Below are 21,936 nucleotides of genomic sequence, written 5' to 3' on the forward strand. Positions count from 1 at the left end.
ACCTGCACCTATGCACGTCACCGTGTGGCACCACCGGCGGCTCCGTCATTCGACCGAGCTACCACCATCAGGTCGATTGCTCACAGGCAAATCGGACTCACGCAGTGTAATCGCATCTTCGGCCCGGGGATCTGGAATGGACCGCCGCGCCTCGCCATGTCCCCGGAGGTGCGCCAGCAAGTGGTCATCACCGTGGTCCGGGGCGCTGAGCAGCAGTTCGACCGCCTGGCTCCAGCAACCCTCCGCCGAGACGAGGTCGTCGGAAACCGCACGGACGTGGCCGAGCACGTGGAACGCGCGAGCTTGCGCATTGGGGTGCCGGCAAAGACGGGTCGCTTTTTCCGCCGCATCAGCCGACTGCACGAAAGAACCGAGATCGTAGAGCGTCTCGGACATCACCAGAAACGCTTCACCCATGCCCGCCTTGTCGCCACTGCGCAGATGAGCTTCGAGCGCCCGCTCACCACACTTCAGCGCTTTGTCACTTTCCCCGTGTTCGTGATGTATTTTGGCCAGTTCAGTGAAGGTCGTACCTTGTCCACGAACATCGCCCACTTCTTCGCGAATGACCAGTGCTTGCTCGTGGTAATCAAGTGCGACGTCGTCGAGCTCCATTTTGTGGTGCACGTTGGCGAGTTGGTCCAAGGCGCACGCCTCAAGGCTCCGGGCGCCCGTTCCCCTGAGCAGGTCGAGCACTTTCTCATAAATCACTATTGCGATTCGTGACTGGCCGATCTTGAAGTGCACGGTCGCCAGGTTGTACCTGCTCACAGCACGCAACTCACGGTGCCCCAGCTCGTCGGCGAGCGCCGCGGCGGCGGAAAGCGCCTCCCGGGCTTCGTCGTACCGGCCGAGCCGGTACAGCACGACACCGAGGTTGTTGAGCGTGCCGCACTCACCCTCTTTGTGGCCCACCTCACGCGCCGAGGACAACGCGATCTCATGACTCAGCCTCAGGTCCGTATAAAACCCGAATCGATCAAAGGCCTCATTCATGTTCGCGGCCATCTGCCACGCGTGATCATGAAGTCCGTGCCGGGTCGCATGTGACACAGCAGCCGCCAAATTGGTCTGCTCCCGAGCAAACCAATCAAGGGCGGCACGGGCAGTCTCGAACTCCGCCGCGCCTTGCCAGGAAATTCCATCCAGCATGGGAACTCGAGTCCGTTCGGGCGTCACGCGCTGTGCGGCGTTCCACGTTGACGCCAGATACCAATCGAAGAGCCGGCGAAGCACCAATTCTCGTTGCTCAGGAACTTCCTCGTGGCGAACCAGATCGACCGCGTAGCCGTAGAGGAGGTCGTGCAGCCGGTACCTGGCGGCTGAGATCTGCCGGACCAAGTTGGCTTTCACCAGCATCCGCAGGTGCTCGACCACCACGGGCTCGTCCTCCCCCAGGACGGCGCACGCGGCTGAGATGTCGAACTGAGGCCCTGGATGCAGACCGAGGCGGCGGAAGCTCAGCGCGACCGCGGCGGGCAACGCCCGGTAGGACCAGGAGAACGCGGTGGACAACGTCGTGTACTCGTCGTCGCTGTCCGCGGAGTCCAGCAGGCCCAGGCCCTCGCGCTGTCGCAGCTCGTGCGCCAGGTCGAGCAGCGAGGTGTAGGGCCGGTCGACTGCGTGCTGAGCGATGATCCGCAGACAGAGCGGAAGGCCCTCGGCCAGCCCGACCAGCGCTGCCAGTCCTTCGTCCTCGCCTGACCGACCCTTTCCATCGAGTTCGGCCAGCAGCAGACCGGTGGACTCGTCCGGCCTCAGCGGCGGGACTTCGAGCGTCCGCACACCATCGCGGATGGTGAGTCCCTTGAGCTCGGTGCGGCTGGTGACCAGGCAGCAGCAGTCCGCAGTCGCGGTGAGGATCGGACGCACCTGGCCGCCGTCACGGGCGTTGTCGAGGATCAAGAGAATTCGCTTGCCGCTCAACGACCTCCGCAATCGCACTCGTCGTTCGTCGACGGTCAGCCTGTCGACCGGGACCCCCAGCGAGGCCAGCAGGATGGCGATCGCGTCGTCCGGCGCCATCGGTGCCGTCGGACCGTGGCCGCACAGGTTGACGAACAGCTGGCCATCCGGAAAGCGGGACTTCCGCTGATGCGCCCACCGGGTCGCGAGGCTCGTCTTGCCCGCGGCCGGCATGCCGTGCAGTGCGACGACCTGCCCCTGCGCCGTGGTGAGAAGCGCGTCCAGCCGGACGAGGAGTTCCTTGCGGCCGACGAAGTTGTGGATGTCCCTCTCCAACTGCTGCGGGGGTTCCGGTTCGATCTTGCTGACGATCGCGGTGCCCGCTTGTTTCTGGAGAACGGCCTGGTAGAGCGCGCGCATTTCCGGGCCTGGTTCGGCGCCGATCATGTATTCCAGCCGAGCGCAGAACTCGGTGTAGAACTCCAAAGCCCTCGAGTACTTGCCCATACCGTCGAGCGATCGCATGTAGTGACGAGCGAACATCTCCTCGGTGTCGTGTTCATCGACCAAACGGCCGACGGCGCTCATTACCTCGCTGTATTCGCCCAGCTGCAACTGGCTGTCGAACAACAGGTAGTAGGCGGGGAGGCGGTCGAATTGCTCCATCTGTGCACGACAGTGATCCGCCCAGATTCCGCCGAGATCGTCGAGAGGCTTCCCCTGCCACAAGGCCAGCGCTTCTTCAGCCAGTGTTTTGGCCATGAAGTGGTCACCATTCGCGGAAACCTGTCTAGCTTTTGTCACCAAATGCCGGAAGCGGTGGAGGTCTACCAGCAAGGGATCGAGTTCCAGCCGGTAGGCAGCACCTTCCTTGCGCAGCACGCCCCCTGAGCCGGACTCGGAGAGAACCTTGCGGAGCCTGCTTATGATGGGGTGAAACCGTCTCTTTGAGGATTCCAGCGTCTCCCCGCGCCACAGTTCGCTGATGATCAGATCGATCGGCACCGGGCGTCCGACGTCGTGGAGGAGCAAAGCCAGCACGCCGCGTTGTTTGGCCGTGCCGAGGTAGACGCTGTCGTCACCAGCCAGCAAGGACGTCTTTCCGAGGATCTTGAATTCCACCAGCGCCTCACCCTTTGCTGGTCTCTCCACTCGTCAGGGTTTCCAGTGTGCCCTTACGACGGATTTTCCGCGTCTCTATTCCCTCAATTGCTCCAAATCGGTGATGCCCGGACCGGGCAGACGGGGGGCAAGTCCGTGGCAAGTCGACTGGCAAGCGCGATCCGCATGCTTGGTGTCAACGGGGATGACCGCTGACCAAGGGGGAGTTTTATGACACGTGCTGAGTGGTTGCAGGTGCCTGTCGGACTGGACGCACCCCAGTGGGTGACGCGGCGCGATCTGCTGAACGTTCTGGTCGTCGTGCACACGGTCACCAGTGGCCAAAGACTGCTGGAACTGATCGAGATGGTGGAACGGGACTCCAGGGTGCAGGTGGCCTTCACCCAGGCGCCGGATGTGTTCAGCAACGGTGTGGATGACTTCCTCCGCAGCACCGGAGGCCTCGTCCTGCCGTGGGAACAGGTGATCCGGGAACGGTTCGACCTCGCGGTCACCGCGGGATACGGAGGGCTTCAGCACTTGCACGCGCCGCTGCTCGTCGTGCCGCACGGCGCCGGGTTCGGCAAGTCGCACGCGGGTACACCCGCCGTCTACGGTCTGGACGCTCAACGGCTGATGCACAACGGCCGGGTTCTTCCCGATGCCATCGTGTTGTCACACGAGCACCAGCTCGAGGTGCTTCGCGACCAGTGCCCACCGGCCGTCGACGTCGCCGTCGTCGCAGGCGATCCCGGCTACGACCGGATGATCGCGAGCCTGCCGCACCGCGACCGCTACCGGATGGACCTGGGAATCCGGCCGGAGCAGGAACTCGTCGTGGCGAGCTCCACCTGGGGCGGGCAGTCCCTGTTCGGGCAGTTCGCCGACCTCTTCCCGCGGTTGCTGGAGGAACTGCCGGGCCGCCACCGCGTTGCCGCGCTGATGCATCCGGCGGTGTGGTTCGGCCACGCGCCACGTCAGGTCCGGTCCTGGCTCGCCGACTGCGTGGACGCCGGGCTCGTCATGATCGGTCCGCACGTCGACTGGCGTGCTGTCGTCGTGGCCGCCGACCTCGTCATCGGTGACCACGGTTCGGTGGCCGTCTACGCCTCGGCGATCGGAACGCCGGTGCTCCTGGTGGATCCAGGACTTCAAGCGGTGACGGCGAGTGGATCACCGCAGGACCTCCTGCGGCACAACGCGGTGATCTACCGCGACGAGTCGTCGCTGCACAGCCAGTTCGAGGAGGCCCGAAGACGATCAGAACCGTTGCGGGGCAGGGTGGTCGAGAGCCTGACGTCACGTCCAGGTCACTCGGCCGGCCTGATCAAGGAGGCCATGTACCGGCTGCTGGGTGTTCCGATGCCGGGCAGACACCGCGCGCCGTCACCGGTGACGATCACCGAGGAGTGCCGATGATGACAGCGGTCGCTGAGGACGGCCGGACCCTGGACCTTTCCGCCGACGAACCACTCGAGGACTGCCTCACGTGGGACCAGCTCGTCGGGTCCGTGACGATCTCGCTCTGCACGTGGTTCACCACCGGCCTCGACCTGCGCCTGCTCGGCCGCAACGGTCTGCCGGTGTGGTGCGCGCAGCACCGCGCCGCCGGGACGGAAGATCCATGCGGGCGCCTACGAGTCGTCGTCAACCAGTGAACGCAGACGATCAGACACTGCTCCAGCCCTGGACGATCCCAGGGAGGTGAGGAGGTGGGCCGCCTGCCGCAGGTGGTCCACCGCGCCGGCGGTGTCGCCACGATGTCGTGCGACTTCCGCGATCACCTCGTGCGAGTGAGCGAGCCCGTCGACCGAACCGACGGCGCGCATCAAGCCCAGCGCCTCTTCGGCCACCTCGCTCGCACGGCCGAAGTCCTGCGCACGGCAGTGCACCCACGCCTGCGCCACCAGCACTCGCGCGCTGTTGTACGGATCCGGCTCCGGCAGCCGGTCGAAGATCGCCGCGGATTCGGACAGGTGCGTCAGTGCCTCAGAGCACCGGCCGATCCGGCTCAGCGCCGTGCCGAGGTGGATCAGACTCAAGGCAAGGCTCCGGTCCGAGCCCAACGCACGGTTGATCCCCACCAGTTCGGCGAACTCCGCGGCCGCTTCGGCCACCCGATCGGTGTCCGCGTAGAGCAGCGCCAGTCCCTCGCGCGCGTCGGCGACACCCCGCTGGTCGTCGATGGTCGCCGCGACCGCCGCAGATCCGCGCAGGTGCTCCTCGGCTTCGCGGTACCGGCCGAGCGTCGTGCAGACGCGACCCAGCCGCTTGAGCATGTCCGCCTCAGCGAACGCGTTCCCCCACCGGCGGGCGGCCTCGACACCTCGCAGGTCGATGTCGATCCTGTCGCGGTAGTGCTTGCGGTGCAACAACAACGGCCACAGCACGTCCGAGAGGTGCCAGGCGAGGTCCGGCCAGCCTTTCGCCAGGCTCACGTGCCCCGCGGTCATGAGGTTGGCCCGCTCCAGTTCCAGCCACGCAAGAGCTTCGTCGCGATCAGCGAACCGCGGCAGCTCGGCCGGATCGGTGCGGAAGGCGTAGTCGAGTCTTCGGCGGTGAGGCGTGACGATCCTGTCGGCGACCATCGCACCAGCCAGGTACCACTCGAGCACGTGCCGCAGGGCGGTGTCCCTGTCCTCCTGGTCATCCAGCTTGCCGGCTTGCTGCCTGGCGTGGAGCTTCAACAGGTCGTGGAACCGGTAGCGGTCCTCCGCGACCTCTTCGAGCAGGCTGCTGTCGACCAGTTCCTCGACGAGGCGACAGGCCTCGGGGAGCCCCCGGCCGAGCAACGACGCCGCAACCGCCGGTCCGAACGTCTGGCCGGGGTGCAACGCCAACCGGCGGTACACGACGGCGGTTCGCTCATCCAACGCGCGGTAGGACAGGTCGAACGTCGTCTGGACCGAGAGCTCGTTCGACGGGGACAACATCGCCAGGCGCAACTGCTCGTCGGCCAGCTCGGAGACCACGCGTCCTACCGACCACTTCGGTCGTGCGGCGAGGCGTGCCGCAGCCACCCGCACCGCGATCGGCAAACCGCCGCAGAGGTCGACGAGAGCCTCCGCACGATCCTGTTCATCCGCGATCCGGCTGCCACCCAGCGTCCTGGCCAGCAACGTCACCGCCGATGACGCCGCCAGCGGGCGGATGTCCAGCAGCCTGCCACCGTCGACGACCAGGTCGGTCAGGCGAGTACGGCTCGTCACGACCACCGCGCTGGAAGAGGAGTTCGGCAGCAAGGGGCGAACTTGCAGAGCTGCGCGGGCGTTGTCGAGCAGCACCAGAAGCGACTTGCCGGCCGTGAGCGTGCGGTACAGCGCTGCCTGTTCGGCGAGGTCAGCGGGAACGCGCTGCGGCGCCACACCGAGACTGCGCAGGAAGAGCCCCAGCGCTTCTTCCGAACTCATCGGAGTTTCGCCGCTGAACCCACCGAGGTCCACGTAGATCTGCCCGTCGGGGAAGCGGTCGCGCCCCCGGTGGGCCCACTGGAGCGCGAGTGCGGTCTTGCCGATGCCGCCCGGCCCCGTCAGCACGGCGAGCATCCGTTCGCCCGGTACGAGCATCGCGTCGAGCTCGGCCAGGTCCGACGCGCGATCGGTGAAATGCGCAGGCGCCGGGAGCAACTGCCGCGGGATGGGCGGTGCGGAGTCCGCGTGGAGGTGGATGTCGCCGTGGACGGCCCCTGCCTGCACCACACCGCCACGGAACGAACCCGACATCTCGTTGTGAACGCCCGCGCCCATGGCACCCCCAACTGTGCACTTGCACTTGCGCAACATGACGACCGTACGGCGTTTGTGCTCAAAGCTCGCGAAAACCACCCGTGACGACCAACACGACGTCAAGCTCCCGCTCAGTCCCCGGTGCCTGTGCGTTGCTCCGGCTTGGAAGGCGTGGTCGGTGTAGCTGCCGTCTTCGTGACAGGGAAGCCATCAGTTCGGGCGAGTTGGTGTTCCAGGCCTTGGGCCCACTGGTCCACGATCAGGGTGCCGTCGTTGTTGCGGTCGTTGTTTCCGTCGTACGACGCGATGGCCGCGGTCAATGTCCTCCAAAGTCAGCTAACGACTGTTTGCCTACCTCGGTGACCGAATCGGTCAGCTAACAGCTGTAAAGATGCGACCGCAAGGAGTTTTCAACCCGCACTGACACGTCCGCCTGGGAACGCTCCCGGAGATTTGGGCACGATGACGCTCAACCAGTTACTCAAAGCAACCGCTCCAAGACTGTGTGCGGACCACGTCCCGGGATAGCGATTTCTTATACCCCGCAACCGTTCAGGCCCGTAGGACCGGTCTTGGCCGAAGCGGCTTGACACCTCCACCTGACGACTTCAGACTCCCAAATCTGGGAGCGCTCCCAAGTGTCATCGCCGTCAGAGGAGTTTCACGTGCGTCCGAGCCGCTGGATCAACGTGGCGATCTGTGCCCTCGTGTCCGTCGCCATCACTTCCTGTGGTGCGGGTGGTGCGGCCAGCCGGGGCGCTGACGGCAAGATCGAGCTGACCGTTGCCACGTTCAACGAGTTCGGTTACGAGGAGCTGTTCAAGGCGTACGAGGCCGCGCACCCGGACGTCAAGATCACTCATCGCAAGACGGGCCAGGGCGCTCCGCACCACCAGAACCTCTTCACGAAGCTGGGCGCGGGGGCGGGGCTCGCCGACGTCGAGGCGGTCGAAGAGGGCTATCTGAGTCAGGTCATGGCCAAGTCCGACCACTTCAACGACCTGCTGGAGATCGGTCCGAAGGACGTGACGCCGGACCGCTGGCTGAAGTGGAAGGCCGACGCCGCGACCACCAAGGACCGCAGGTTGATCGGCTACGGCACGGACATCGGTCCGTTGGCCATGTGCTACCGCAAGGACCTCTTCGCGGAGGCCGGGCTGCCCTCCGACCCCGACGACGTCAAGCGGCTCTTCGCCACCTGGGACAGCTACTTCGCTGCCGGCGACAAGTTCGTCGCCAAGGTTCCCGGCGTCGCCTGGTTCGACAGCGCTGCGCAGGTCTTCCACGCCATGCACAACCAGCACGACGTCGGTTACTTCGACAAGGCCGACAAGCTGGTCGTCGAGTCCAACCCGGACATCAGGAAGGACTGGACCGCCGTCACGGGTGCCGTCGCGAAAGGACAGTCGGCGAAGCTGACCGCGTTCAGCAACGAGTGGAACACCGGCTTCAAGCTCGGCAGGTTCGCCACCACGACCTGTCCTTCGTGGATGCTCGGGGTCATCGAGACCCAGGCGGGGCCGGAGAACGCCGGCAAGTGGGCCGTCACCGACGCGTTCCCCAACGGCGGTGGCAACTGGGGCGGCTCGTACCTGACGGTGCCGAAGCAGAGCAGGAACGCGGCCGAGGCCGCGGCACTGGCGGCCTGGCTGACCGCTCCCGAGCAGCAGGTCAAGGCGTTCCAGGCGAAGGGGACCTTCCCCAGCCAGATCGACGCCCTGGAGAACAGGGCGCTGCTGGAGGACGTCAACACCTACTTCGACAACGTGAAGGCGGGCGCGCTGTTCGCCGCGCAGGTGCAGAAGGTCAAGGCGGCGGCTCAGTACAAGGGTCCCGCCGACGGGCAGATCCAGGACAACGTGTTCGGCCCGGCCCTGCAGTCCGTCGAACAGGGCAAGCGCCCGGACGAGGCGTGGAACACCGCGGTCGCGGAGGCGAAGAAGATCGCAAAGTGACGGTCACGACCCGAGGAACTCCAGAGCCTCGGCGACGAACTCGTCGTGGTGCTGGAAGATGCCGCCGTGCCCGGCATCGGGGTACAGCGTGAGCCGGGCATCGGGCAGCCGCCTTGCCAGGTCGGCGGAGTTGCCGCTCGGAACCATCCTGTCGTGGTCACCGTTCGCGACGAGGACCGGCTGCCGGATGACCGACAGGTCGGAAGGCCGCTGAACGCCCCACTCGTGGATCGCCTTGAGCTGGTTGCGGAACGCCGTCACGGAGATCGAGTCGTCGCGGTCGTCCGTGCGCTCCTTCAACCGGTTCACGAACTGGCGGGCCGACGTCCTGCCGTTGGCCGTCCGGGTGAAGAACAGGTATTCCTTGGGGTCCTTGAAGGTCAGGGCAGCCCTCAGGGAGTCGAGGAGGGTGATGGGGGTGACCCTGTCGATGCCCTCGCCACCTGCCGGGCCGGTGCCCGCGAGGATCATCCTGCGCACGAGCCGCGGTTCTTCCGCCGCGATCACCTGGGCGACGAAGCCGCCCAGCGAGAAGCCGAGGAGGTCGACGCGGTCGTGGCCCAGCGCCCGGATGAACGCGACGGCGTCCCGTGCCATCGCGGCCACCGAACGTGGCGTCCTGCCTTGGGAGGCGCCGACTCCCCGGTTGTCGAAGGTGATCACCCGGTGCCGGGCGGCGATGCCGTCCACGACACGGGGGTCCCAGTTGTCGAGCACCGCGGCCAGGTGGTTCAGGAAGATCACCGGCGTGCCGGTGTCCGGACCCAGTCGGCGGTAGGCGAACGTCGTCCCGCCGACGTCCACGGTCTGGGTGGGCGTGTCCTTGTAAGCGGTGATCACGGGCATGATGACTCCTTCTCGGACGAACTACCTGACCTTCACGACGACCTTGCCCTTGGCGCGTCCTGTTTGGACGTGCGCCAGGGCCTCGTTGGTCGCCTCGAAGGGGAAGATCCGGTCGACGACCGGTTCGATGACTCCGGCGTCGATGAGCGAGGTGATCTCGCCCAGCTGCTCGCCGTTCGCCCGCATGAAGAGGAACGAGTAGCTGACCTGGTGGCGCTGGGCGGCTTTCCTGACGCGGTGGCTCAGGACGCTCATCACCGGGCGCAGGAACCACGGCTTGCCGAGCTGCCTGGCGAAGGCGGGGTCCGGCGGGCCGGAGATCGAGACGAGCTTTCCGCCGGGCTTCAGCACGTTCAGCGACTTCTCGAGGGTCTTGTCGTCGAGGCTGTTCAGCACCACGTCGTAGTCGCGCAGAACGGTTTCGAAGTCGTCCTCGCGGTAGTCGATGACGACATCGGCGCCGAGTCGCTCGACCAGGCCGGCGTTGGCGGCGCTGGTCGTGGTGGCCACGGTGGCGCCCAGGTGTTTCGCCAGCTGGATCGCGAACGTCCCGACTCCTCCGGCACCGGCTTGGATGAAGACCTTCTGGCCCTTGCGCAGGCCGGCGATCTCGACCAGCGCCTGCCAGGCGGTCAGGCCGACCAGCGGAATGGCGGCAGCCTCCTCCATCGTGAGCCGCTTCGGCTTCAGCGCGAGGTCGTTCTCACTGATGGCGATGAGCTCCGCGAAGGTGCCGATCCGGTCCTTGTCCGGGCGTGCGCAGACCTCGTCACCGGGCTTGAACCTCCGCACCCCGGCACCGACCCGGATCACGACGCCGGCAACGTCGTTGCCCAGGACGAACGGCGGGCGGTAGGGCAGGACGAGCTTGAACTCCCCGTCCCTGATCTTGAGGTCCAGGGCGTTGACGCCCGCCGCGTGGACCTGGACCAGCACGTCGTGCTCGCCCACCTCCGGTTCGGGCACGTCACCGGCACGAAGGGTGTTGCCGCTCTTCCCGTAGCGGTCGACGATGAACGCGCGCACGTCAGCCCACCATCCGGTTGAGCTTGCGAACGCTCCTGTCGAAGGCCCACGCGGGCGCCACGCGGCGAAGCACGCTGACGCGCGCGGCGGTCGAGCCCGCGGTGTAGCGCCGCTTCGGCTTCGCGTCGGTGGCCGCCGTGGCGATCACCTCGGCGACGAGCGCGGGATCGTCGCCGCCTCGCATCGACTCCGCCATGACGTCGTCGTAGGCACGTCGCTGGCGCACGTAGACCGGCAGCGGGCTGTCCGCCTGCACCATGTTCGCGTCGAACGGGCTGTTGGTGGGACCGGGCTGGACGCGCACGACCTGGATGCCCTGCTCGCGGACCTCGTGGTCCAGGGACTCGGAGTACCCCTCGACCGCGTGCTTCGTCGCGACGTAGACCGCCATGAACGGGTTGGGGACGAACCCGGCCACGGACGAGACGTTGATGATGCGTCCGCTGCCGCGGGAGCGCATGTGCGGCAGGACGGCCTTCGTCATGCGCATCAGGCCGAAGACGTTGACGTCGAAGACCGTCTGCGCCTGAGCCACGGAGATCTCCTCCGCGGCGCCGTTGGCACCGACCCCGGCGTTGTTCACCAGCACGTCGAGGCGCCCGAACCGTTCGAGCACCTGCTCGACGACGGCGGCGACCGACTCGTCGCCGGTGACGTCGAGGTCCAGGAACGTCACGCCGTCGGCGGGCGTGGTCCTCGAGGTGTCGCGACTCGTGCCGATCACGCGGAAACCGGCGTTCGCCAGGGCGAGCGTGGCGGCCCCGCCTATGCCCGAGGACGCCCCTGTCACGAGCGCCACCTGCGGTGTTGCTGTCATCGTGAGCTCCAACCCTTTGTATTATGACCGTACGACCATAGGAGGGGACGCAGGCTCGAAGCAAGAGATCCGGCAGATTTGGATTATGATCGTACTAACATCGAGGAGGGGCACGTGGCGCGGTACGGCAAGGAGCACAAGCTCGCGACGAGGCAGCGGATCATCGAGACGGCGGGCCGCCGGTTCAAGCGCAGCGGCATCGACGGCTCCGGGGTCGCCACGCTCATGGCGGACGCAGGACTGACCAACGGCGCCTTCTACGCGCACTTCGCGTCCAAAGAGGACCTGGTGGCGACCGCGGTCTCCGACCAGCTGCGCGACCAGCGCGAGCGACTCGCGGCCGTCGCACCCGGCCGTGCCGGGGTGGAGCAGATCGTCCGCGCCTACCTCTCCCCCGAGCACCGCGACAACCCGGAGGAGGGCTGCCCCTCCGCGGCACTGCTCGACGAGATCGGCCGGTGCGGGGACCCGACCAGGCAGGTCTACACCGACAGCGTGCTCGCGATCATGGACGACTTCGCCGCCCGCCTCGCACCGCACGACCCGCAGTCGGTCCGCACCACGGTGCTCGGCGTCTACGCCCTCATGGTCGGCACGTTGCAGCTGTCCCGCGCCCTGAGCGACCGGCGGCTCGCCGACGACCTGCTGGAGCAGGGCGTCCGCAACGCGCTGGCGGTGCTGGACGGCGAAGGCGCCGCCTCGGGGACGTGACCGGGTTCAGGCGTTCAGCGCGGTGCCCAGCCGGCCGCGACGTACCCCAGCACAACGTCGAAGGCCTCGCCCGATCCGGAACGTCTCGTTCCCGTCGATCACGGTGTCGAACTGCACGTGCTTCATTCCTTGCCGCACAAAGAAAACCGGTCACGACTGGCGCGGTGCGACGAACTTTCGGCGCGCTTGCAGCGAACCAGTCGCTGACGCTTGGCACCTGACAGGAGCAGGTTCGGCGGCGCCCCGCGTGGAACACCACCACCCAGGTCGTCACTCGCGGTTCGCGGAGTGCGGCTCAGCCGGATGTGGCATCCTGCCCAGCAGGCAAGACGCATCTGGGGGATGAGTGTCAGCTCAGCGGGCCGACCTGGCCACGATCATCGGATGACCGGCCGCCAGCGCGGTCCGTCGTCTTCCTCATCGCACCACGGCAACGGCGGCGGTGATCACCGCAGCAGTCCGCCGGCCTCGTCGTCGTCCCCCTCGGCGGGTGGCGTCGGCGGTCGCGGCACTCGCATGGACCCCGACGCGGTCGAGAACCTGGGCGGCAAGATCGCGAGCCGCGGCGACCAGGTCCGCAACGCGGTGTCGAGCAAACTGAACATCAACGCCAGCAGTGGCAGCGCGGGCGTGTTCGGCCAGGTCGCCATGCAGCACGCGGACCGCGCCATCAGCACCGCACGCAGCTCGGCGGAGATGGCCGCGTCGGCCGCGGACAACGCCGGTGCCAAGACGAAGGCCACCGCGCAGACGACCCGCGACACCGACCGGTCCGTGGGCGACTCGATGCGGAAGATCGACCCGGCCGCTCCCGCTCCCAGCCGCAGCAGCTCGACCGGCTCACCTTCGTCTGCTGCTCCTCCATCGTCCGCAGGCGGCCGGACGACGGTGCCGTCTGCTCCACCGGGTGGCCCTTCCACGCCCGCCCGGCAGAGTGCTCCGGCAGCCGCCGGCGGCCCGGTCACGCGCGCGCCGGAACCAGGTGGCGCCAGGCGGGTCGCCGGTCCGGGCAGCACCCCGCCGCCTGGCGGCACCGGTGGTCCGGCGGGGAGGTCTTCACCCGCGGCGGCCGGGGGTCCCCCTCCTGGAACGAACGTCGCCGGCAACCCCTCCTCCGGCCGAGGACCCGGTGGGCCGATGGCGGGCGGTCCCGCGCCTGGTACCAGCACCGCGGGCGGTCCGCAGACCAGCAGGGGACCTGTGAGCCCGATGGCGGGCGGCCCGCCCCCCGGCCCCGCAGGCACTTCGCACAACAGGGGTCCCGCGGCCGGTGGTCCTCCCGCGGGAACCCCGTCCGCCGGCAGAAGCCCTTCCGGTCCCCTGGCCGGTGGTGCCCCCGGCACCAGCGCCGCGGGCAGTCAGCAGAGCGGCAGAGGACCTGCCGGTCCCATGACGGGTGGTGCGGCTCCTGGCACCAGCCTCGCAGGCAACCCGCAAGCCGGCCGGGGTCCTGCCGGTCTCGCATCGCCCGGCCACGCGGGCAATCCCCAGACCAGAGGCGGCCGGCCCCTCGCTGGTCCACCCCCTGGACGGGGCCCTGCGCCCGCCGGGCAGATGGGAAGCCAGCCTGCCTCCAGGCCACCTGCTCCGATGCCCGGTGGTCCCGCGCCCGGTGCCCGTCCTCCCGGCACCGGGCCGTTCGGCCGTGGTCCCGGTGGCCCGGTTCCCGGTGGCACGCACCAGAGCGGTCCGCCGGCCGGCCGGGCTCCGATGGCACCGCCTGGCGGTCCTGCGCACGGGGGACCGCGGCCGAGCGGCGGCGGCCCCGGTCCGCGCTCCTCCTTCGGACCTGCGGGCATGCATCCCGGCAACCAGAACGGACCTGCTCGTCAGACCCCCTGGCAGGGGCACCCGCACTCCACCGACCCGCGCACGGCTCACCCGCAGGGCACCCACCCGCAGACGGCGCCGCCTCGTGGACCGATGGCGCCCGGCAGTCATCAGAACGGGCCGGGGCCACACCCCCAGCGGCACGCGGACGGCCCGCCCGGTGGCGGACAGCGCCATCCCGGCCTGGGGAATCCTTCCGCTTCCCCCGGTGGCAGGCCCGTGCGCGGCGGCTCACCGCAGGACGCGCAGCCGCATCGCGCGCCCGGCCACGCTCCCGGACGCCCCTCCCACGGCGTGCCGGACCACAACACACCCGTGCGGCGGCAGGACGACCGGTCTCCTGGACACGACCGGCCGGCACAGGACCGCCTTCCCCACCAACGGCCAGGACAGGACCATCCCAGCGACAGGCCCGCTGACAGGAACGCACCAGACCCCACGCCCAGCAGCCGGCCTCACGACGGGCAGCTGCCGCCGGTCGCGCTCGGCCACACCGACCTGTCCCACTACGACCAGTCCCAGATCGCCCGCCGTCAGGTCGACGACTTCACCGCGGACGAGAACACCCTCTTCCGCGGTACCCAGCAGACCCCGGACGAGGTTCGCCGGGCGAGCGGGTTCGCGCCTCCCGTGCAGCACGGGCGGGCGGACATCCTGAAACACATCGAGGGCGACACCAACAGGTTCGTCAGCACCTCGACGGAGATCGACAAGTCCCTGACCTTCTCCTCCACCGGCGAACACGGTTACCTCTACCGGATCAAGGCTCCTGGCGGCATCCTCTCCGAACGCACGCAGGACCGGATGGGGCACGAGCACACCAGGTACGGCGAGGGCGAGGTCCTGTTCGCCGGCGGCATCGACTGGCGGTACGTCGAGGGGTGGCACAAGGTCGTCCAGGGGCCTGACGGCAAGCAGGTCGGCGAGTTCGTGCCGAACCCCGACTTCATCGGCCGGGAGCGGAAGAGCGAGCCCGAAACTCCGGACGAGCTCAAGTACGTTCCGCCGCCCGAACCGCCGCCCATCGAGATGCGGCCCTCGTGGAAGGTAGAAGAGGACGAGGCGCGCGAAGCTGCCGAACGAGGCGAAGTGCCGTCTCCCGAGGAAAAGCCGGCCGAGGCTCCCCAGGAGAAGAAGCCCGCACCGCCGTTGCCGGTGGACGTCGACATCCAGGCACGTCTGGGCGGCGAACCCGCACGGCCGGCACAGCCCGCGGCGCTGCATGCGGGGCAGGGCGACGAGTCGAGCCAGCAGCGGGTGTTGCAGGAGCGGTTCCCCGGCATCGAGCAGGTCAACGCGCACAGGCTCAGCGAGGACGGCCACCGGACGAACTGCGTGGAGGCGATGATCGCCGACGAGCGGCGCTACCACGGTGAGCAGGTCGAGGCGCGGCCCACGCGTCCCGAGGACGTGCCCGAGCAGGGCAGGCTGAGCCGGGTCCGGGACGCGCTGGGCGGCGAGTGGACGAGCCACAAGGACTTCGACAGCGTCACCAGGGCGATGGCGAGCACACCGGAGAACTCGCGCGGCGCGCTCGCGTACAGGTTCACCGACGAAGAGGGACGTACGCAGGGCCACGTCGTGAGAGTCGTCAACACTCCGGACGGCGTCGCGTACGCCGATCCCCAGACAGGGCGGCTCGCGACGTTGCCGGACGGCGCGACGGATGTCCGCCTCCTCTCAGAGGACTACACCGACGACACGGCGCACTCGCACGTCGATGACGACGGCGGCTACGGCGCGACACCCGAAGAACAACGCGACGACGCGGTCGACCAGGTCGCGGACGACCTCGGCATCAGTGATCCGGAGAAACGGCAGGCGCTGGCCGACACCTACGACGCCGCGAGGGAGTACACGGCACCGATCGTCGTGGACGTGGCGGCGCGCATCCACGACGACCTCGAGGCGATCACCGCTGCCGACCCGGACCACCGCGTGGTCTTCCTCGGACGCGACGGGCACAGCCTCGCCCTCGCGAGCAGGGAGCTCGACCCGGCGTTCTTCGACCGGCACGCGAGCGAGGTCGTGCTGTCGCGAGCGGTCGTCGAGGCGGCGTTGCGGGACGTCGAGCGCTCCGACCCCGACCGGGACCTCAGCGCCGTCGACGAGTTCCGGCTGCACAAGAAGGTCGCGGACGAGGACGTGCCGGGCGCGTACGACCGGCTTTCGGACTACCTCGACTCGGCGGGCGTGCCGATCCACGGCGACGGCGGCATCAGCCTCGTCGACACCAGCTACAAGGGCACCGTGCAGGAGATGCTGACGGCGGCGTACCCGGACCCGCGGTTCCAGGGCCACTACGCCTTCCACGGCCAGTCGCCCGGCGATCCACACCCGGACGCGAAGAAGGGCTACCTCGTCGACCTCGAACCGGAGGACGGCGGCGGCAAACCGTTGCGGGAGCTGCCGGACGACCCCGGTCGCACGTTCGCGCACCAGGACGCGATCGGCGTCATCGAGGAGACGTTGCACGGTACGATGTCGAGTCCGCGCAGGATCGACGAGAGCGGGCCCGTCCAGCAGCCGCAACGTTTCGAGCCCGATCCGGCGGCGGGCATCAACCCGCTCAAGGTGGCCGAACCGTTCCAGGACCCCGCGGTGCGCGAGGGTGCCAAGGCGATGAGCCTGCGGGCGGTCGTCGACGTGGCGCGGGAGATGGCCGAGCTCAGGGCAGAGGGCGGCGCGTGGCGGGACGAGCTGTCCGCACGGGCCGAGCACGGCCGCGACCAGGTGCGGTCCTGGGTGGCGGAGGACGGCAGCGGCGACCCGAGGTTCCGCGAGGTGATGGACTCACTGGTGCGCCGGGGCGACAAGGGCGCGGTCGCGGAGGTGGAAGCCGCAGTGCGCGACCTCCCGCCCGACGAGCAGCGTCGCGTGTGGACGGAGTTCGCCGCACGACCGGGAATCGCGGAACGGGTCGAGTACGCACGCGTTCTGAGGGAAGGGAAGCGATGAGCGAGGAGCTGAACCGGGAACGCCAGGAGCTGGCCGGCCTGGCGCAGCGGTTCGGGCTGCCGCAGACGGTGGCGGGCGATCCGTTCCCGCCGTCTCAGGAGGGTGCGCCGCTGATCATCGACACGGACGCCGGCGGCGACCCCACCGACGTCATCGCGCTCGTCGCCGCCGCTGCCGAACCAACGCTCACCCTGGTATCCACAGTGGACGAACTGGGCGGACGCCGGGCACGGTTCGTCCGGCACCTGCTCGACCTGCTCGGCCGCGAGGACGTGCGGGTGGTCGCCGGCGCTGATCTCGGCGAACGAAGGATGGACTGCATCGCGGGTCTGGTGCCGGATTCCGTCGAGCCGCAACGGACCGACCTGGCCGGCACGGTCGCGGAGGTCGTGACGAACGCGGACGACCTGGTCCGCTGGGTGGGCATGGGCCCGGCGACGAACCTCGCCGCGTTGCTGACCGAGAACCCGTCTCTCGCCGAACGACTGGTCGTGACGCAGATGGGCGGCGCGCTGAACCACCGCGATCCCGACCGAGCCGACCACAACTTCCGTCTCGACCCGGCGGCCGCGAACATCCTGCTCACCAAGGGAAAGCTGCCGAAGCTGGTGCTGTCGGACACGACGTTCACGCCGGAGCTGGAGATCGCCGAGGACTCCGGCTTCTACCGCAGGCTCGCCACGGCGGAGCCCGCGTGGGCGAAGCTCGTCACCGCGCACATGGCCCAGTGGTTCGACCGCTTCCACCCCGGCACCATCCAGCACGACGGTCTGGCGCTCGCAGCCGGCCTCCAGCTCCCCTACGTGGCACTGCGCCGGGAACGCGTGGTGCTGGACGACATCGGCCGGATGACCACCGCCCCGGACGGGAACCTCGCGCGGATCAGCGTCAAGGCCGACCACCGCGCCTTCCTGGCCTGGCTCACCAGGCGTCTGGACACAGCACTGGAGGAGACCCCATGAACCGCGACGAGGCGATCCGTTCCGCGTGGGACTGGATCGTCCGCACGCACGGTCCGAGCTCCGCGAACCTGCGGATTCTCACCGACGACGTGGTGCTGGTGCGCGGTCAGTGGCACGTGCCGTACGACGCGACCGACGACGTGCTCGCGCCGCTCCCCGCCGTGGAGGTACCCGACGACGGTGGCGAGCCACGCGCGTACGTTCCCACTCCGCCCTCACCGTGGAAGCGCGGAGTGCCCAGGGGACAGATGGGTCCTGAGCTCTCGATCGTCGATCCCGAATGGGACCTGGAGACCTTCGGGTACCTGGGGGTGCCGAACGTGGCGATCCTGGGCTGGCTGCGCGAAGAGGGCTCGGACGAGTTCCGCCGCAACGCGGCGCACACCCCGGGGCCCGGTGCCCGGGGATGGCCGCTGCCGCAGACGCCGGCCGACAAGATCTTCTCCTACTACCAGTGCGGTTGGCTGGAAGAGGACGCCAGGTTCATCTCCGGTGTCGTCGACGTGGTGGTGTGCACGACGGACCAGATCGGCCAGGACGACAACGGCCACACGTGGCTCGCCACCTACTCCTCCGACCGGCTCCTTCCTCCTGGAACCCGGCGGTGGCGCGAAGTCGGCGTGCGCGAACTCCTGACCACGACGACGGCGGACGAGGTGCGGGTCAACCCCGGCCACGACTGGCAGACGTCTCTCAGGAGGCCCATCCCGCTCGACCGCTGGCCCGCGCCGTTCCCCCTGCCCGCTGCGGTCGAACGCCACGAGGACGGCAGCCCCGCGCTGGTCGAACGCGTGGACGAGGCCAGGGCGCATGGTCTCTCGTTCACCGCGGAAGAACGCGAGATCCTCGCGGAATGCCTTCTGTGGCAGGAGACCGGACAGCCAGGCCCGCCTCCGCGGGGTGTCCAGCAGACCTGGGACGCGAACGGCGCGCGCGTGTGGCAGGCGCCGACGTTCGGCAAGGCCGCCGGGCTCCCGGCGACCCAGCAGAACGGGTGGCCGTGGCTGGCCGGTCTCCTCGCCGGCTTCGCCCTGGGCGACAACCCTTACGAAGCAACGCTTTTCAAGCTCATCGACGACGTCGTCCGCGCCATCGCGCAGAGGTCGCCGGCCTTCCGGTCCGATCACCCCTGGTTGCCGCGCCGCGCCGGATGGCTGCCGAACGCACAGGAACCCGTCGACGTGGTGCGGGCGATCGTGGCCGGCCTCGGCGCCGGGAACCCCGCTGTCCGGGCCGTCGGCTGGCACGACGAGATCAGTCCGGTGATCGCCCGCGCGGTGTCGCGCGAGGCATTTTCCCGTGCGCCGCACTACATCCTGCAAGAACTCGGCATGCCGGCGCCCGACACGGGCACCCCGTGGGGCTTCGCGGTGCGAATCGTGAGCTCGCTCGGCAACCACCCGCCGACGGCGCTCGCCGCGGCCGCCTTCGACCCACTCGTGGCCGCGCTGACCGGCGCTCTGCTCGGGGCGTGGCACGGGGTCGCCGGCCTGCCGGTCGGACCGCAGCACGACCTCGCCGAATGTGTTGCCACCGAAGCGTTTCTGGCGTTCGACCCGAAGTACGCGCCCACCGAGACCACGCATCCGGGACTTCCACCGATCAGCGAAGCGATGCGCGCCGAGGCGGCGAGGAACCCTGGTGGCTGGATCTACTGCGCGGACCCGGACATCGACCCGCGCTACATCCAGGGCACTCCGCTGTTCACGTTGCTCGGCGCCTACGAGGTCGGACCGGATGGCCAGTTCACCGGCAACACCTGGGTGAACGACGACTACAAGCCGAGCCCGCGACGTCTGGGGTTGCCCGAGCCGCTGTGCGAGTTCGAGGTGGTGCTCAACTACGTCACGGCGGGCTGGCTGCCGTACGAGGCGGCCATGTCTGCGGCGCTGGAGTCGCAGCTGCTGGCCCAGCCCGGCCCGGACGGCAACCTCGCCATCGCCAGGGACGCGCACGGCAACAACCTGATCGCGCTCTACTCGTCGCCGCGCTTCCTCCCGCCCGGCGACTACCGGCCGGGAGGGATCACGCTCAAGGACATCCTGACGGTGCTGCCGGGCGTCCAGGTGATGGTCAACCCCGGCGGCGCGGTGGGAGTGGACTTCAAGGGCGACGACCTGGTGGCGATGTTCACCGGCCAGCCTCGCTGAAGCGTCAGGCAGTGGCCGGCGGCATGTCGTAGGGCTTGACCGCGTCGTACGCGGACTTGGCGTAGCCGCCGTACTCCGCGAACCGCTCCAGCCCCTTGACGAGGCCCTGCATCTTCTCCGCCAGCTTGGCCATGCGGCCGCCGAAGCGCGCCATCGCGGACGCGAGCTTCGACAGGCGGCCGGCGATCTTGGTCGCCATCATGGCGGCGCGCGTGCCCGCGTAGCCCGCGAACGCGGCGATGGAGCTGCCCAGCGTGACCACGGCCGACGCGGCGGCGATCAGCGCGCTCGCGATCAGTTCGCCGATCAGGTCCGAGATCCAGCCGAACACCAGCGACCGCAGCTCGCAGACGAGCGCGCCGGACAACGCGTAGATCGCCGCGGTGCCGTCCATCGTCTTGCCGAGCGCGTCGTACTCGCCGGCCATCTGATCCATCTCGCGCTTGAACGCCTCGCCGGAAGCGCCCTCCCAGTCGGAGACGGAGCGCATGTCCTCGCGGTGCTCCTGGGCGACCACCTTCATCTGCAGAGCGGCTTGCTTGAGCTGGTCGGTGTTCGCGTTGATCTCGTCGGGGTTGCCCAGCAACGCGTCCAGCGGCTCGCGCAGGAAGTCGACGTGCTCCAGCAACCAGCCGACACCGGCGGAAGCGAGCATTCCCAACGGGTTCGCCATCGTCGCGACCACGTCCACCACCACACCGGCACCACCGAGCGCGACGTCGATGACGTCAGGCCCTTCACCCTCGGCCTCCGACGTCAGCGAGTCGACGAAGCCGGCGACGCTGTCCACCACGCCCGCGCCGGTCGACCACGTGGTCGTGCTGTTCTCCTCTGACACTTCTCCCCCAGGCGAAATCAGCGCTTCTTGAAGATCGAGTCGCCGCCGAAGTCGTCGTCCTCATCGGTGTTCGGACGCGGCGCGGGACGACGGGCAGGCGGCGGAGGAGGTGCGGCGGCGCGCTCCTCGTACTCCTCGTTGAACGCGTAGCCCGGTGCCTTCGGCTGTTCCTCTTCCTCCGGCGGCGGCAGGTACTCGGTGATCATGCGATAGGTCTCGGACCCCTCGCCTTCAACGGCCGCGAACGTCTCGGCGACCTTCACCGCCGCGCCGCGCTGCGCCATGCGCGCGATCTCGAGGATCTCGCCGGACAGCTGCGCGTGCGACTTCCTCATGGCGTCCGCGGTCAGCTCGAGCCCTGTCAGCGCACCGTTGGGCGCGACGCTCACGATGATCGTCCCGTCCTTCGAGGAGGCAGAACCGCCTGCCTGCGCCAGCCCTTCCTGGACTGCCGCGGCCTTCGCCTGCGCGTCGGCGATCTTCGCCTCGAAGTCCCGCATCCACTCTTCGGGCGTCTTCACCCAGTCCCCCAGCTCACGTTCGTCCGTACGGTCCAGAGAATTCCACAACCGCGGCGGCCGTGCCGGGGCAACCACCAGACCGGCGCGTCAGGTCGTGCTCGCCGCGATGTCCTGCACGGCCTGGCAGGCGCTCGGCACCGGGTCCAGCTCGTTGACGTGGCCCGCCAGCCGGCAGAGCAGCGCCTTGAACGTCTCCCGGTCCGAAGCCGGCAGCCCGGACAACACGTGCGCCTCGGCGTGGGAGAGCCGGAGATCCAGCTCCTCCAACCGCGAACGCCCCACGTCGGTCGCCACGACCAGGCGGGTGCGGCGGTCCGCCGGCGCCGGGCGGCGTTCCACCAGCGAGGCCCGTTCCAGGTCGTCGAGCAGGTAGGTCATGACGGTGCGGTCGATGCCCAGTTGCTGGCAGAGCGCCGACTGGCTTTCCGGCTGGTCACGGGTGGCGGCGGTGAGGATCTGGTAGCCGCGGTGGCCGCCGGGCAGATCGCCCACGGCGGCGTTGGTGGCCTTGACGAAGGCACGGAACACCACGCCGAGGGTCCAGCCGAAGTCGTCCTCTAGCGCTGTCACCGCACTAATGATAGTCCGGGT

General features: G+C 68.7%; 16 protein-coding genes. 7 read left to right on the forward strand and 9 right to left on the reverse strand.

All coding sequences use genetic code 11. From position 1 onward, the window contains the following. Positions 1 to 45: 45 nt before the first annotated feature. Positions 46 to 3,027 carry an AfsR/SARP family transcriptional regulator gene (locus DFR72_RS07745; protein WP_170176168.1) on the reverse strand — a complete coding sequence of 994 codons (2,982 nt, stop codon included), beginning with the start codon at positions 3,025 to 3,027 and terminating at the stop codon, positions 46 to 48. Positions 3,028 to 3,237: 210 nt separating this feature from the next. Between DFR72_RS07745 and DFR72_RS07750 the strand changes: the two genes are divergently transcribed. Beyond that, positions 3,238 to 4,425 carry a hypothetical protein gene (locus tag DFR72_RS07750; protein WP_090066651.1) on the forward strand — a complete coding sequence of 396 codons (1,188 nt, stop codon included), beginning with the start codon at positions 3,238 to 3,240 and terminating at the stop codon, positions 4,423 to 4,425. Then, positions 4,425 to 4,664, forward strand: a complete 240-nt coding sequence (locus DFR72_RS07755; RefSeq protein ID WP_143086746.1) for a hypothetical protein — start codon at positions 4,425 to 4,427, stop codon at positions 4,662 to 4,664. Before DFR72_RS07750 ends, DFR72_RS07755 begins: the two co-directional genes overlap by 1 nt. On the opposite strand, the gene DFR72_RS07760 is transcribed toward DFR72_RS07755, so the two are convergent. Continuing rightward, positions 4,641 to 6,752: a tetratricopeptide repeat protein gene (locus tag DFR72_RS07760; protein WP_170176169.1), complete on the reverse strand. Its 2,112-nt coding sequence runs from the start codon at positions 6,750 to 6,752 to the stop codon at positions 4,641 to 4,643. The two genes, DFR72_RS07755 and DFR72_RS07760, sit on opposite strands and share 24 nt — an antisense overlap. A gap of 644 nt (positions 6,753 to 7,396) precedes the next feature. On the opposite strand from DFR72_RS07760, the gene DFR72_RS07770 reads away from it, so the two are divergent. Beyond that, positions 7,397 to 8,686, forward strand: coding sequence for an ABC transporter substrate-binding protein (locus tag DFR72_RS07770; RefSeq protein WP_245982633.1), 1,290 nt, complete (start codon positions 7,397 to 7,399; stop codon positions 8,684 to 8,686). 3 nt (positions 8,687 to 8,689) lie between these two features. On the opposite strand, the gene DFR72_RS07775 is transcribed toward DFR72_RS07770, so the two are convergent. The 3 genes from DFR72_RS07775 to DFR72_RS07785 are packed head-to-tail and all read right to left on the reverse strand — an operon-like array spanning position 8,690 to position 11,375. Further along, positions 8,690 to 9,532, reverse strand: coding sequence for an alpha/beta fold hydrolase (locus DFR72_RS07775; protein WP_090066656.1), 843 nt, complete (start codon positions 9,530 to 9,532; stop codon positions 8,690 to 8,692). A 21-nt stretch (positions 9,533 to 9,553) separates the two neighbouring features. Continuing rightward, positions 9,554 to 10,558, reverse strand: a complete 1,005-nt coding sequence (locus DFR72_RS07780; protein WP_090066657.1) for an NADP-dependent oxidoreductase — start codon at positions 10,556 to 10,558, stop codon at positions 9,554 to 9,556. A gap of 1 nt (position 10,559) precedes the next feature. Beyond that, entirely contained in the window at positions 10,560 to 11,375 is an 816-nt protein-coding gene (locus DFR72_RS07785) for an oxidoreductase (protein ID WP_090066658.1), read from the reverse strand. 114 nt (positions 11,376 to 11,489) lie between these two features. Between DFR72_RS07785 and DFR72_RS07790 the strand changes: the two genes are divergently transcribed. Further along, positions 11,490 to 12,086 (forward strand): TetR/AcrR family transcriptional regulator, encoded by a 597-nt coding sequence (locus tag DFR72_RS07790; protein WP_090066659.1) that lies wholly within the window; start codon positions 11,490 to 11,492, stop codon positions 12,084 to 12,086. Between the two features lie 446 nt (positions 12,087 to 12,532). Here DFR72_RS07790 and DFR72_RS07795 read toward each other — a convergent pair whose 3' ends face one another. Next, the gene (locus DFR72_RS07795; protein WP_147290325.1) at positions 12,533 to 13,120 is read right to left on the reverse strand and encodes a hypothetical protein; all 588 of its coding nucleotides are present in this window, start codon (positions 13,118 to 13,120) and stop codon (positions 12,533 to 12,535) included. Positions 13,121 to 13,883: 763 nt separating this feature from the next. Between DFR72_RS07795 and DFR72_RS07800 the strand changes: the two genes are divergently transcribed. From DFR72_RS07800 to DFR72_RS07810, 3 genes are read left to right on the forward strand one after another with little or no spacing between them, the layout of a single operon-like run. Then, entirely contained in the window at positions 13,884 to 16,874 is a 2,991-nt protein-coding gene (locus DFR72_RS07800) for a scabin-related ADP-ribosyltransferase (protein ID WP_170176170.1), read from the forward strand. Continuing rightward, positions 16,871 to 17,836 (forward strand): nucleoside hydrolase, encoded by a 966-nt coding sequence (locus DFR72_RS07805; protein WP_090066662.1) that lies wholly within the window; start codon positions 16,871 to 16,873, stop codon positions 17,834 to 17,836. Before DFR72_RS07800 ends, DFR72_RS07805 begins: the two co-directional genes overlap by 4 nt. Further along, positions 17,833 to 19,986: an SseB family protein gene (locus tag DFR72_RS07810; protein ID WP_090066663.1), complete on the forward strand. Its 2,154-nt coding sequence runs from the start codon at positions 17,833 to 17,835 to the stop codon at positions 19,984 to 19,986. The genes DFR72_RS07805 and DFR72_RS07810 overlap by 4 nt, the downstream gene beginning before the upstream one ends. A gap of 4 nt (positions 19,987 to 19,990) precedes the next feature. Here DFR72_RS07810 and DFR72_RS07815 read toward each other — a convergent pair whose 3' ends face one another. The 3 genes from DFR72_RS07815 to DFR72_RS07825 form a co-directional block, all read right to left on the reverse strand. After that, positions 19,991 to 20,824: a WXG100 family type VII secretion target gene (locus tag DFR72_RS07815; RefSeq protein ID WP_090066664.1), complete on the reverse strand. Its 834-nt coding sequence runs from the start codon at positions 20,822 to 20,824 to the stop codon at positions 19,991 to 19,993. Positions 20,825 to 20,841: 17 nt separating this feature from the next. Continuing rightward, entirely contained in the window at positions 20,842 to 21,345 is a 504-nt protein-coding gene (locus DFR72_RS07820; RefSeq protein ID WP_090066665.1) for a YbaB/EbfC family nucleoid-associated protein, read from the reverse strand. A gap of 87 nt (positions 21,346 to 21,432) precedes the next feature. Next, positions 21,433 to 21,915, reverse strand: coding sequence for a MarR family winged helix-turn-helix transcriptional regulator (locus tag DFR72_RS07825; RefSeq protein WP_245982635.1), 483 nt, complete (start codon positions 21,913 to 21,915; stop codon positions 21,433 to 21,435). Positions 21,916 to 21,936: the final 21 nt, after the last annotated feature.

Source organism: Lentzea flaviverrucosa, from assembly GCF_003350445.1.
Lineage (GTDB): Bacteria > Actinomycetota > Actinomycetes > Mycobacteriales > Pseudonocardiaceae > Lentzea > Lentzea californiensis.

Coding starts and splice junctions, on each gene's coding strand:
- DFR72_RS07810 (WP_090066663.1), top strand. CDS start 17,833: ATGAACCGCGACGAGGCGATCCGTTCCGCGTGGGACTGGATCGTCCGC.
- DFR72_RS07800 (WP_170176170.1), top strand. CDS start 13,884: ATGCATCCCGGCAACCAGAACGGACCTGCTCGTCAGACCCCCTGGCAG.
- DFR72_RS07775 (WP_090066656.1), bottom strand. CDS start 9,532: ATGCCCGTGATCACCGCTTACAAGGACACGCCCACCCAGACCGTGGAC.
- DFR72_RS07760 (WP_170176169.1), bottom strand. CDS start 6,752: ATGGGCGCGGGCGTTCACAACGAGATGTCGGGTTCGTTCCGTGGCGGT.
- DFR72_RS07785 (WP_090066658.1), bottom strand. CDS start 11,375: ATGACAGCAACACCGCAGGTGGCGCTCGTGACAGGGGCGTCCTCGGGC.
- DFR72_RS07805 (WP_090066662.1), top strand. CDS start 16,871: ATGAGCGAGGAGCTGAACCGGGAACGCCAGGAGCTGGCCGGCCTGGCG.
- DFR72_RS07750 (WP_090066651.1), top strand. CDS start 3,238: ATGACACGTGCTGAGTGGTTGCAGGTGCCTGTCGGACTGGACGCACCC.
- DFR72_RS07755 (WP_143086746.1), top strand. CDS start 4,425: ATGACAGCGGTCGCTGAGGACGGCCGGACCCTGGACCTTTCCGCCGAC.